Annotated in this window: 12 protein-coding genes; 7 read left to right on the top strand and 5 right to left on the bottom strand. The window is 66.5% G+C overall.

What is annotated here, in order from left to right; all coding sequences use genetic code 11:
• The 4 genes from AB4Z27_RS26145 to AB4Z27_RS26130 form a co-directional block, all read right to left on the bottom strand.
• Entirely contained in the window at positions 1-891 is an 891-nt protein-coding gene (locus AB4Z27_RS26145; RefSeq protein ID WP_092300794.1) for an NAD(P)-dependent oxidoreductase, read from the bottom strand.
• Positions 892-1,003: 112 nt separating this feature from the next.
• A complete protein-coding gene (locus AB4Z27_RS26140; protein ID WP_092300792.1) occupies positions 1,004-2,437 on the bottom strand; it encodes a DUF1996 domain-containing protein in 1,434 nt (477 codons plus the stop codon).
• Between the two features lie 113 nt (positions 2,438-2,550).
• Positions 2,551-3,699 (bottom strand): methyltransferase, encoded by a 1,149-nt coding sequence (locus tag AB4Z27_RS26135; protein WP_092300789.1) that lies wholly within the window; start codon positions 3,697-3,699, stop codon positions 2,551-2,553.
• A gap of 54 nt (positions 3,700-3,753) precedes the next feature.
• The gene (locus tag AB4Z27_RS26130) at positions 3,754-4,695 is read right to left on the bottom strand and encodes a CysB family HTH-type transcriptional regulator (RefSeq protein ID WP_092300786.1); all 942 of its coding nucleotides are present in this window, start codon (positions 4,693-4,695) and stop codon (positions 3,754-3,756) included.
• 172 nt (positions 4,696-4,867) lie between these two features.
• Here AB4Z27_RS26130 and AB4Z27_RS26125 point away from each other — a divergent pair, with 172 nt between their 5' ends.
• The 7 genes from AB4Z27_RS26125 to cobA are packed head-to-tail and all read left to right on the top strand — an operon-like array spanning position 4,868 to position 11,902.
• Complete coding sequence (locus AB4Z27_RS26125) at positions 4,868-5,641, top strand: sulfite exporter TauE/SafE family protein (RefSeq protein WP_092300783.1); 774 nt, start codon at positions 4,868-4,870, stop codon at positions 5,639-5,641.
• Positions 5,642-5,672: 31 nt separating this feature from the next.
• On the top strand, positions 5,673-7,355 hold the full coding sequence (locus AB4Z27_RS26120) for a nitrite/sulfite reductase (RefSeq protein WP_441645625.1): 1,683 nt from the start codon (positions 5,673-5,675) through the stop codon (positions 7,353-7,355).
• 20 nt (positions 7,356-7,375) lie between these two features.
• Positions 7,376-7,951, top strand: coding sequence for a DUF934 domain-containing protein (locus AB4Z27_RS26115; protein WP_092300777.1), 576 nt, complete (start codon positions 7,376-7,378; stop codon positions 7,949-7,951).
• The gene (locus AB4Z27_RS26110) at positions 7,948-8,754 is read left to right on the top strand and encodes a phosphoadenylyl-sulfate reductase (RefSeq protein ID WP_441645624.1); all 807 of its coding nucleotides are present in this window, start codon (positions 7,948-7,950) and stop codon (positions 8,752-8,754) included. Before AB4Z27_RS26115 ends, AB4Z27_RS26110 begins: the two co-directional genes overlap by 4 nt.
• A gap of 26 nt (positions 8,755-8,780) precedes the next feature.
• Positions 8,781-9,740: a sulfate adenylyltransferase subunit CysD gene (gene cysD, locus AB4Z27_RS26105; protein ID WP_441645623.1), complete on the top strand. Its 960-nt coding sequence runs from the start codon at positions 8,781-8,783 to the stop codon at positions 9,738-9,740.
• A 23-nt stretch (positions 9,741-9,763) separates the two neighbouring features.
• Positions 9,764-11,068 carry a sulfate adenylyltransferase subunit 1 gene (locus AB4Z27_RS26100; protein ID WP_092300768.1) on the top strand — a complete coding sequence of 435 codons (1,305 nt, stop codon included), beginning with the start codon at positions 9,764-9,766 and terminating at the stop codon, positions 11,066-11,068.
• A gap of 45 nt (positions 11,069-11,113) precedes the next feature.
• Positions 11,114-11,902: a uroporphyrinogen-III C-methyltransferase gene (gene cobA / locus AB4Z27_RS26095; protein ID WP_092300765.1), complete on the top strand. Its 789-nt coding sequence runs from the start codon at positions 11,114-11,116 to the stop codon at positions 11,900-11,902.
• A gap of 70 nt (positions 11,903-11,972) precedes the next feature.
• Here cobA and AB4Z27_RS26090 read toward each other — a convergent pair.
• A partial coding sequence (locus AB4Z27_RS26090; RefSeq protein WP_284454490.1) for an IS3 family transposase occupies positions 11,973-12,084 on the bottom strand: 112 nt, incomplete at its 5' end.

Genomic DNA, 12,084 nt, shown 5'->3' with positions numbered 1-12,084 from the left:
TTAGGATGCGTCCGAGTCCGGCGCCTGCTTGTGTTCCAGCAGGCGCAGCAGCGACGAGGTGTCGTCGCGTCCCCAGCCGTTTGCCATCATCTGGTCGAGCTGGGCCGAGGTGACGCGCATCGCGGGCAGGTCCAGCCCGATCTGCTCGGCGATGTCCTGCGCCAGGCCGAAATCCTTGGCATGCAGCCGCGATTCGATGCCGGCGGCGAAGTCGCGCGCCACCATCTTCGGCCCCAGCAGATCGAGCATGCGGCTGCCCGCAAAGCCCGTGGAGATCGCCTGGAACACCTTGCCGGTGTCCACATCCTGCGCGGCGGCAAAGCGCATGGCCTCGGCGATGCCCTCGATATTCACCACCTGGGCGATCTGGTTGCACAGCTTGGCGACCTGGCCCGCGCCGTGGTCGCCGATATGCGTGATCGACTTGCCAATCAGGTTCAGCAGCGGCCGCACSGTYTCCAGGTGCTCGGCCTTGCCGCCGACCATGATGGTCAGCGTGGCGGCCTGCGCGCCGGTCGTGCCGCCCGACACCGGGCAGTCGAGCGCGTGGATGCCGCGCGCCGCCAGCGACTGGGCAATCTCGCGCGTGACGATCGGCGAGATTGTGCTGTGATCGACGCAGATCGTGCCGGGCGCGGCGCCCTCGATCACGCCATCCTTGCCGAGCAGCACCGTGCGCACGTCTTCCGACGAGGTGACGTTGGTGAACACCACGGCCGCTCCGCGTGCGGCGTCAGCCGGCGTGAAGCACGGTTCCGCGCCGAGCTGGCGGGCCGCGTCGGCGGCCTCCGGGCGGCGTACGAAGGCCCGTACCGTGTGGCCGCCAGCAATCAGGTGGCCGACCATCGGCGCGCCCATCGCGCCAAGGCCAATAAATGCAAGGGTGGTCATCCGCGGTTCCTTATCCCCATCGTAAAAAAAGCCATGTGCCGCCGGCTTGGGCGACACATGGCGAGGATAGCCGAGGATGCCGCGCGGCGCCACGCAGGGGCCTGCGAGGGGCTCAGAACGGCAGTTGTTGGATGGCGCGCAGGATTAGCAGGGGGCTGTTGGGCCCTTCCTTGCTGCTGAAGGCGAACGCATGGCCGGGGCGCACGGCCTTCACGCAGAACGAGATCGTCTTTTGGCCAGCCGCGAGTGCGTTGGCCACCGCCGCGCTGACATCGATCTGCCGAGATTGCTGCACATGGTTGAGGTGAAGCCGTCCGACGAACCGGCCGCCGCACGCTGGCGCGTTGGCCATGGTCAGGGTGTCTTCGTTCCACGCCGTGTCGGTGACGAAGACCTGCAGGATATCGGCCGCCGTGCCGGTGACGTTGCCGCCATGGAGCATGATCCGGTACTCGGGCTTGAAGCGGGCGGGCAGGGCCTGCGCGCCTTCAGGGATCTGGAACTTCATGTAGAAGCTCAGCGGCGGCGTGGCGCCTTGCGCCGCCTCGGTGGCCAGTTTCACGTCGCGGCCGAATGTCGTGTGGACATCATTGCCGCCGCTGACCATCGCGTCAGCCTCGGGCGCGTTGTAGTCGTACGGAATTTCCCGGGCGCAGGCGCGTTCCTTGTTGAGGCATTGTTCGGTCAGATAGTGCATGGCCTTGGGCTGCCAGCCATTGAAGAAGTCGGCATGCCCCGAATASAGGGGMCCCCAGTTCTCCTGGGAYACCTTGCCATGSGCGTTCAGCGTCGGGTCCTTCGAGAGCTGCGCATGCGTGAGATCGCGCACCTGGCCCAGCGCATAGGCGAGATTGATGCTCAGGTGCGGCACGCGCACCGGATAGCCGACCGGGCAGGCGCCGCTCTGGTCGGCATAGGCCATGTTGTTGTAGCCGCCGTGATGGGAGCGCAGCGTCGGATTCAGGTTGATGCCGTCCCAGCAGGTGGGGAAGCTGATGCCGATGTTGAGTTGCGTCCCCTTCACCGGATCGGGCACGCAGTCAGTCGGGATGGTGTTGGTGTAGCCCCTGCGGCTGCCGGTGCACAGGAACGAGATGCGCGGGTTGGGCTGCGTGCCGGCGTGGTTGCCGGCCAGCATTTGCAGGCCGGTTGGCATGACACTGACCGGGTAGCGGTTGGAACTGGGCACCGCCACGTTCGAGTAGTAGGTCTTCTTGTAGGTGGGCGGCACGATCGTGCCGTCGGGCAGCTTCAGCGAGGGGGCCCAGTACGAGCTGGTGTCCGCAGCGTTCTCGCAGGTGGTGCCGGACTTTGCCAGCAGGTCGGCGCCCGTGGTGTAGGCGTCTGCCGCCGTGTTGCCGAAGAAGTCATGCCGCATCGCCGTGCCCGGCCGCTTCGGGTGAACGATGGGGTCGTCCGCCAGCGTGTGCGAGTACAGGCAGAGCGCATTGGCGCGGCCGTCGCGCAGGGTGCCCTGCGCCATTGCGGAGAAGCTGGCGGCCAGACCGCCCGCCAGGACAAGGGTTTTGAGACAGGAAGCGTGCATCGGTCGTCGTGGTTGTCGGAATGGCTGCCTGACAGGATCAGGCGCGGCCGATTCTAGCGACGACGGACGCAACGAATTGTCTCAATCTCCTTGTTCTTGATGCACTTGAATAATCAAAGTTTTTGCGAGGCCGCGAGGCGCCACAGCGAGGTCACCTCGGCCTTGCGGGCCTGGTGCAGCGGATCGTCCGGATCACTCGCCTTGGGATGGCGCGGGCGGATGTCGGAGCGGCCCAGCACCTTCAGCCCGGCGTCTTCGATCCAGCCCAGCAGTTCCTCGCGCGTGCGCAGGCCCAGATGCTCGGCGAAGTCGGAGAGCAGCAGCCAGCCCTGGCCGGCCGGCTCCAGATGCTCGGCAAGGCCGGCGAGGAAGCCGCGCAGCATGCGGCTCTCGGGATCGAACACGGCATGCTCGACCGGCGAACTCGGTCGCGCGGGCACCCAGGGCGGGTTGCAGACCACCAGCGGGGCGCGGCCGGCGGGGAAGAGGTCGGCCTCGACCACTTCCACCTGATGGGTCAGACCCAGCCGGCCGAGGTTGTCGCGGGCGCATTGCAGCGCGCGCGGGTCCTGGTCCGTGGCCACCACGCGGCGCACGCCGCGCTGCGCCAGCAGGGCCGCCAGCACGCCGGTGCCGGTGCCGATGTCGAAGGCGAGCTTGTCCGAGGGCAGCGCTTCCTTGGCGACGAGGTCGAGGTATTCGCCCCGCACCGGCGAGAACACGCCGTACCACGGGTGGATCCGTTCGCCCAGCACCGGGATCTCGACGCCCTTCTTGCGCCACTCGTAGGCGCCGATCAGGCCGAGCAGTTCGCGCATCGAGGCCACATAGGGCGCCGTGGCCGGGCCGTAGACCTGCGTGCAGGCCTCAGCCACCTCGGGCGCGCGGCGCAGCGGCACCACGTGGCCGGCGTCGAACGGCAGCAGCAGCATGCCCAGCGTGCGCGCGCGTTGCGACTGCGCCAGCCGGTGCTTGTGGAACGCCTCGGTCATGTTGGCCGGCGGCTTGGGCGCGCGCTTGGGCTTGCGGTCGGTGCGGCGGGCCATGGCCTGGAGCAGCTGGCGCGCGTTCTGGAAGTCGCCGCGCCAGAGCAGGGCCACGCCTTCGCTGGCCAGCCGRAACGCCGTGTCGGCGGGCGTCTGGTCATCGGCAATCACCACGCGCTTTGGCGGCGGCAGGCCGGCCTCGGAGCGCCACAGCGCGCTGCGCTCGGCGCCGTCTTCGGTCCAGTGGATGGTGGGGAGGGAGGAGGAGTCAGACATATCTATATAGAGGGAGGCGTGCGCCACATCGGCAGGCAATCTTAAATGTGCCGATTACAGCTCATAGGCCTCGTGATCGCCCGACATCGCCTGTTCCACGAGCTTGCGGTTCAGGGTGGGCGAGAACAATTCGATGAAGGTATAGACGAAGCTGCGCAGATACGCGCCCTGTTTGACGGCCAGATGGGTCACATTGGTGCCGAACAGGTGGCCGACCGGGATGCCGCGCAGGTTGCGGTCGCGCTCGGCATCGAACGCCACACCGGCCACGATACCGATGCCCAGGCCGATCTCGACATAGGTCTTGATCACGTCTGCGTCGATGGCCTCGAGGATGATATCCGGCTCCAACTGGCGCAAGGCGAATGCCTTGTCAATCTTGGGGCGGCCCGCGAAATTCGGATCGTAAGTGATCAATGGATAACTTGCGATGTCCTCGAGCGCGATGTGCTTCTTTTCCAGCAAGGGATGGTCGGGCGGCGTGATGACCGTATGCGACCACTGGTAGCCGGGCAGCGACACCAGGCCCTTGTCCCCCGAGATGCCCTCGGTGGCGATACCGATGTCGGCCTGGTCGTGCAGGATCATGTCCGCGATCTGCGAGGGGTTGCCCTGCTGGATCGACAGCCGCACCTTGGGGTAGCGCTTGGTGAACTCGCCGATCACGCGCGGCAGGGCATAGCGCGCCTGGGTGTGCGTGGTGGCGATGGTGAAGTTGCCTTGATCCTGGGCAGCGTAGTCCTTGCCTACCCGCTTCAGGCTCTCCACCTCCTGCAGGATCTTCTCCACGGAGGTCAGGATGCGGCGCCCCGGCTCGGTCAGGCTGCGGATGCGCTTGCCGTGCCGCGTGAAAATATCGACGCCCAACTCCTCCTCCAGCTCGATGATGGCCTTGGAGACGCCAGGTTGTGACGTATAGAGCGCTTTAGCGGCTTCGGTCAGGTTGTAGTTCTGACGGACGGCCTCGCGCACGAAGCGGAACTGGTGCAGGTTCATATAACTCGGTGCGTATAAACAAACAACTTCTTATTAGTTTGAGATATGAGGCCAGTTTATTACGATTTTCGAACTTTGTTAAATAACGGCCTGCCCGTATTGCGTCCGCGCCCAGCCTGAACCCCGGCGAAGCGCGGAAGTGACGGAAAAGGCATTGTTGAGAACCCCCCGAATGTCCCTTGCGTATACCGCTTCCGGTCTGCTGGTAGGTATCTTGGTCGGCCTGACCGGGGTAGGCGGGGGTTCGCTCATGACGCCGCTGCTGACCCTGCTGTTCGGCTTCTCGCCGGCCACGGCGGTGGGTACCGACCTCGCGTTCGCYTCGATCACCAAGGGCTTCGGCACCATCGCGCACCGCGCCCATGGCCACGTGCAATGGCAGGTGGTGCGCCGCCTCTGCATCGGCAGCCTGCCCGCCGCACTGGTCGCCATCCTCGTACTCAAGAGCGCCGGCGAGCTGGACGCGCGCTGGCTGCACGGCATTCGGCTGATGATCGGCGTGTCGGTGCTGCTGACYGTATTGTCGCTGCTGTTCCGCAAGCAGATGCTGGCCTGGCTCGAACGCAACCCGCGTTTCCAGCTGGAAGGCCGCCGCCAGGTGGTGGCGACCGTGGTAGTGGGCGCCGTGATCGGCGTGCTCGTCACGGTGTCGTCGATCGGCGCCGGCGCGGTTGGCGCCACGCTGATCCTGTTGCTGTACCCCCATATGAAGCCGGCCGAAGTGGCTGGCACCGATATCGCCTACGCCGTGCCGCTCACGGCGGTGGCCGGGCTGGGCCACGTGTGGCTCGGCACCGTCGACTGGAATTTGTTGCTGGCGCTGCTGGTGGGCTCGATCCCCGGCATCTGGCTGGGCGCGCAACTGTCCCGGGCGCTGCCCGAGCGGCTCGTGCGCGCCGCCCTGGCCACCACGCTCACGCTGGTCGCCATCAAGCTCGTTTCCTAAGCATTCAACGAATACTGAACGGACCCACACCATGTATCAGTACGATCAATACGACCAGCGCATCGTCCAAGAGCGCGTTGCCCAGTTCCGTGACCAGGTGCGCCGCCGCCTCTCCGACGAACTGACCGAAGAGGAATTYCTGCCGCTGCGGCTGCAGAACGGCCTGTACATGCAGCGCCATGCCTACATGCTGCGCGTGGCCATTCCGTACGGCCTGCTGGCGTCGAAGCAGATGCGCATGCTGGCGCATATCGCGCGCGAGTACGACCGTGGCTACGGCCACTTCTCCACGCGCCAGAACATCCAGTACAACTGGATGGACCTCGAGCGCGTGCCGGACGTGCTGGCCGACCTCGCCAGCGTGGAGATGCACGGCATCCAGACCTCGGGCAACTGCGTGCGCAACATCACGACCGACCACTTCGCCGGCGTGACGCCGGACGAGACCGTGGACCCGCGCGTGCTGGCCGAACTGCTGCGCCAGTGGAGCACCTTCCAGCCRGAATTCGCCTTCCTGCCGCGCAAGTTCAAGATCGCGATCTCGGCCTCCGCCAACGACCGCGCCGTGGTGCAGATGCACGACATCGGCATCTACGCCTACCGGAAYGCCGCCGGCGAGACGCGCCTGCGCATCCTGGCCGGTGGCGGCCTGGGCCGCACGCCGATCCTGGGCACRATCATCAAGGACGACCTGCCGTGGCAGCACATGCTGACCTACGTGGAGTCCGCGATTCGCGTGTACAACCGCTACGGCCGCCGCGACAACAAGTACAAGGCCCGTATCAAGATCCTCGTGAAGGCTATCGGCGCCGAGAAGTTCGCCGCCGAGGTCGAGGAAGAGTGGCAGCACAGCAAGGACGGCCCGGGCACCATCACGCAGGACGARTTCGMCCGCGTGGCGCAGTACTTCGCCCCGCCGGCCTACGAGAAGCTGGCCGACACCGACGCCGGCTATGAGAAGCACCTGCTCGAGGACAAGGCGTTCGCGCGCTGGGTCAGCCGCAGCGTGCACGCCCACAAGGTGCCGGGCTATGCCGCCGTGACGCTCTCCACCAAGCCGGGCCCCGTCTCGCCCCCGGGCGATGCCACGGACAAGCAGATGGAAGCCGTGGCCGACCTGGCCGACCGCTACGGGTTTGGCGAGCTGCGCGTGGCGCACGAGCAGAACCTGGTGCTGCCGGACGTCAAGAAGCATGACCTTTTCGCCCTCTGGCAGGAAGCGAAGCAGGCCGGCCTGGCGACGGCCAACATCGGCCTGCTGACCGACATCATCGCCTGCCCGGGCGGCGATTTCTGCTCGCTGGCGAATGCCAAGTCGATCCCGATCGCGCTGGGCATCCAGGAGCGCTTCGACAACCTCGACTTCGTGTACGACCTCGGCGAGATCTCGCTGAACATCTCCGGCTGCATCAACGCCTGCGGTCACCACCACGTGGGCAACATCGGCGTGCTGGGCGTGGACAAGGACGGTTCCGAGTGGTACCAGGTGACGCTCGGCGGCGCCCAGGGCAACAACACCGCGCTGGGCAAGGTCATCGGCCCGTCGTTCAGCGCCGAGGAAATGCCCGACGTGGTGAGCCGCATCATCGAAACCTTCGTCGCGCACCGCGTCGAGGACGAGCGCTTCATCGACACGTTCGCCCGCATCGGCATCGCCCCGTTCAAGGAACGTGTGTACGCCGACAAGCAGCGCGAAGAGCGCGCCGAAGCCTGACGACCCCGGAGAGACTGAACATGGCAAAGATTATTCAACTGCAACGCGACGCCGCCGACCTCCGCCCCGTGATCGTCGAGGACGACTGGACCGTGCTGCGCGCCACCGAGACCGAGCCGCTGGACGACGCCCGCGTGGCCGCCGCCGCGCAGGGCACGGACGCCGTGCTGTTCCCGCTGTCGGTGTGGAAGGCGCACGCAGCGCTGCTGGCCGGCCGCGACAAGGCCATCACCGGCGTGTGGCTGGCTCCTGAAGACGAGCCGGGCGATGCCGAGGCGCTCTTCGACCGCGTGTCGCTGGTCGCCGTCGATTTCCCGGTGTTCCGCGATGGCCGCGGTTTCTCGTCGGCCTACCTGCTGCGCACCCGTTACCACTGGGACGGCCAGCTCCGCGCCATCGGCGACGTGCTGCGCGACCAGCTCAACTTCATGAAGCGCTGCGGCTTCGACGCCTTCGCGGTGCGCGCCGACAAGAACATCGACGACGCCATCAAGGGCTTCACCGAGTTCACGGTGGCCTATCAGGCATCGGTGGACGAGCCGCTGCCGCTGTTCCGCCGCAACCGTGCGGAAGTGACCGCCCGGGGCGCCGCATGAGCGCAGTGATCTCCGACATCCCTGTGGTGGAGCTGGGCGCGCCGGTGTCCGGCCTGCGCCCGCCCGCGCTGTGGACCCAGCCGGTCTACACGGGCACGGTGGAGGCGCTGGAAGCCAAGGAACGCGCGCTGGCCGAGCGGCTGGCCGAGATTGCGGGCCGCTTCTTCCGCGCCCGCTTCGCCACCAGCCTGGCTGCCGAGGATATGGTCCTGACCGATGCCATCCTGCGTGGCGGTGACGCCGTGCGCGCCGGCATCCGCGTGTTCACGCTGAACACGGGCCGCCTGCACGCCGAGACGCTGGCCGTGCTGGATCAGGTGCACACGCACTACGGCTACGCCATCGAGCAGTTCACGCCGGACCCGGAAGCAGTGGAGAACTACCTGAAGAACCACGGCCTGAACGCGTTCTACGACAGCGTGGACCTGCGCAAGAGCTGCTGCGGCATCCGCAAGGTGGAGCCGCTGAACCGCGCGCTGTCCCACGCCGATGCCTGGATGACCGGCCAGCGCCGCGAGCAGGCCGTCACGCGTGCCGAGCTGCCGTTCGAGGAGCTGGACGAAGCGCGCGACATCCCCAAATTCAATCCGCTGGCCGACTGGACCGAGGCCGAGGTCTGGGCCTATCTGGTGCGCCACAACGTGCCGGTGAACGCGCTGCATGCCAAGGGCTACCCGAGCATCGGCTGCGAGCCGTGTACGCGCGCTGTGAAGGCTGGCGAAGACGTCCGCGCAGGACGTTGGTGGTGGGAGAGCAAGGACTCGAAAGAGTGCGGGCTCCACGAGCAGAACATCAAGCATTGAAGTATTGAATCGAGGCCGAGAACGACATGGGCATCATGAACGACATCGCAGAAGCAGGGGTTGAACACCTGCTCCAGGTCCAGAACGACCACCTCGACCGGCTGGAAGCCGAGTCGATCTACATCATCCGTGAAGTGGTGGCCGAGTGCCGCAACCCGGCGCTGCTGTTCTCCGGCGGCAAGGATTCGATCGTCATGCTGCACCTGGCGCTGAAGGCCTTCCGCCTGGGCGACCGCAAGGTGGAACTGCCGTTCCCGCTGGTGCACATCGACACCGGCCATAACTACCCGGAAGTGATCGCCTTCCGCGACCAGCGCGTGGCGGAACTGGGYGCGCGCCTGGTGGTGGGCCATGTCGAGGATTCGATCAAGCGCGGCACGGTGCGCCTGCGCAAGGAAACCGACTCGCGCAACGCGGCGCAGGCCGTGACGCTGCTGGAAACCATCGAGGCGCACAAGTACGACGCGCTGATGGGCGGCGCCCGCCGCGACGAAGAGAAGGCCCGCGCCAAGGAACGGATCTTCTCGTTCCGCGACGAGTTCGGCCAGTGGGACCCCAAGGCCCAGCGCCCMGAGCTGTGGAGCCTGTACAACGCCCGCATGGCSKCSGGCGAGCAGATGCGCGTGTTCCCGATCTCGAACTGGACCGAGCTGGATGTGTGGCAGTACATCGCCCGGGAAAACCTGGCCCTGCCGCCGATCTACTATGCGCACGAGCGCGAAGTGGTGCGCAAGAACGGCCTGCTGGTGCCAGTGACGCCGATCACGCCCAAGCAGGACGGCGATGTGAGCGAGGTGCTGTCGGTACGCTTCCGGACCGTGGGCGACATCTCCTGCACCTGCCCGGTGGCCAGCACGGCCGCCAACCCGGTGGACATCATCGCCGAGACCGCGGTGACCGAGATCACCGAGCGCGGCGCCACCCGGATGGACGACCAGACCAGCGAGGCGTCGATGGAGCGCCGCAAGAAGGAAGGCTACTTCTAAGCCGCAGCCAAGGACCACACATCATGACTAGACAAGCATCTCACCAGGGCCTGCTGCGCTTTATCACCGCGGGTTCCGTGGACGACGGCAAGAGCACGCTGATCGGCCGCCTGCTGTATGACAGCAAGGCCGTGCTGTCCGACCAGCTGACCGCGCTGGCCAACGCCAAGAACAAGCGCACCGCCGGCGAACAGATCGACTTCTCGCTGCTGACCGATGGCCTGGAAGCCGAGCGCGAGCAGGGCATCACCATCGACGTGGCCTACCGCTACTTCTCCACGGCGCGCCGCAAGTTCATCATCGCCGACACGCCGGGGCACGAGCAGTACACCCGCAACATGGTGACCGGCGCCAGCACGGCGCACGCCGCCATCGTGCTGGTGGACGCCACGCGCGTGACCGTGCAGGGCGGCCGTGCCGAACTGCTGGCCCAGACCAAGCGCCACTCGGCCATCCTGAAGCTGCTGGAGATCCAGCACGTGATCGTCGCCATCAACAAGATGGATCTGATCGAGTACGACGAGCAGCGTTTCAACGAGATCCGTACCGCGTACACCGAACTGGCCGCGCAACTGGGCCTGAARGATGTGCGATATGTGCCGGTGTCGGCGCTTCGTGGTGACAACATCGTCCACGCCAGCGACGCGATGCCGTGGTACTCGGGCGAGCCGCTGCTGCCGCTGCTGGAGGCCCTCCCAGTCGAGGAGCCGGCCCCCGAGGGCGACGCCGCGCTGCGCTTCCCGGTGCAGCTGGTGATCCGCCAGGACGGCGCCCAGTCGGACGATTTCCGGGGCTACGCCGGCCGCGTGGAAGCGGGCACCGTGCGCGTGGGCCAGAAGCTGCGCGTGCTGCCGGCCAACCGCGACGCCGTGGTGGCCGAAGTGCTGACGCCGAACGGCGCCGCCGACTCGGCCAACGCGGGCGACACCGTGACGGTGCGCCTGTCGGAAGACGTCGATGTATCACGCGGTGATATGTTCGTCGCCGCCGACGCCGCCTCGGTCTCGGCCAAGAAGCTGCAGGCCGACCTGTGCTGGTTCGACGACGAATCGCTGAATCCGTCGCGCAAGTACGTGCTCAAGCACACCACGGCCAGCGTGTTCGCGCGCGTGTCGGCGGTGGATCGCGTGCTGGACGTGCACACGCTGTCGCACGAGACCGGCCGCCATGACATCCGCCTGAACGACATCGGTTCGGTGCAGTTGTCGCTGCAGAAGCCGATCGTGTGCGATGTCTACGGCGATAATCCGGCGACGGGCGCGTTCGTGCTGATCGACGAAGCGACCAACCACACGGTGGCGGCGGGCATGATCCGTGCGTATAGCTGACATCGACATCGACATCGTCAGACGGCAAGTAGAACAGTGAGCGAGATGACCCCGCATCAAGACAAACGGACCGGACGCGTGACCCTGATTGGTGCAGGCCCCGGTGCGGCCGACCTCATTACGGTGCGTGGTGCACGCCTGCTGGGCGAGGCCCAGGTGGTGCTGCACGACGCGCTGGTGTCGCCCGAGATGCTGGCCTGGTGCCCCCAGGCGCAACTCGTGGAGGTGGGCAAGCGCTGCGGGCAGCGCAGCACCGCACAGCTGTTCATCAATCGCCAGATCGTGGACCTGGCCACCAAGTACGAGCGCGTGGTGCGKCTCAAGGGCGGCGACCCGATGCTGTTCGGCCGCGCCGACGAGGAACTCCAGGCGCTGGAAGCGGCAGGCATCGAGTATGAGGTGGTGCCGGGCATCACGGCAGCGCTGGCGGCCGCCTCGGCCATCCGCAAGCCGCTGACCAAGCGCGGCGTCTCCCGCAGCGTGGCCTTCGCCACCCAGGCCAAGGCGGCCGATGCGGTGGACGTGGAAGCCGACGTCCGCGCCGACACCATCGTCTATTACATGGGGCGCGACCAGGCGGCCAACATCGCCGCACAGCTGATCGCCCACGGCAAGCCCGCCACGACGCCCGCATGGGTCGTGGAAGCGGCCACCACCCCGAAGCAGCGCAGCCACCAGTTCACGCTACGCCAGATGGCGGCCGGGGAGGCTGCGGCATGGATGGACCCCGTGCAGCCGAGCCTGCTGATGATCGGCGARGCACTGGCGGATCGGGCGACGGAATCCGTGGAAGAGGCTGGGGCGGACGAACCCCATCACGAGCGCGCCGCCTGAGTCTTGGCGGGAGGCGTATGAAAAAGCCAGAGCGATGTGAACTGACCCCCAGAAGTTGGACGGTTGATGGCTAGGCCGGAAAGGGCTGAGTCCTGTATTGCACGGGACTCAGCCCTTTTAGTTTGAGCTTGATGCGGTCATGATTGTAGTAGTGAATGTATTGGCGCAGTCCATCCTGCAGT

Source organism: Cupriavidus sp. KB_39 (assembly GCF_052114485.1).
Taxonomy (GTDB): domain Bacteria; phylum Pseudomonadota; class Gammaproteobacteria; order Burkholderiales; family Burkholderiaceae; genus Cupriavidus.
The sequence above is the reverse complement of the archived record's forward strand: the minus strand, read 5'-3'. Positions and strand labels throughout refer to the sequence as shown.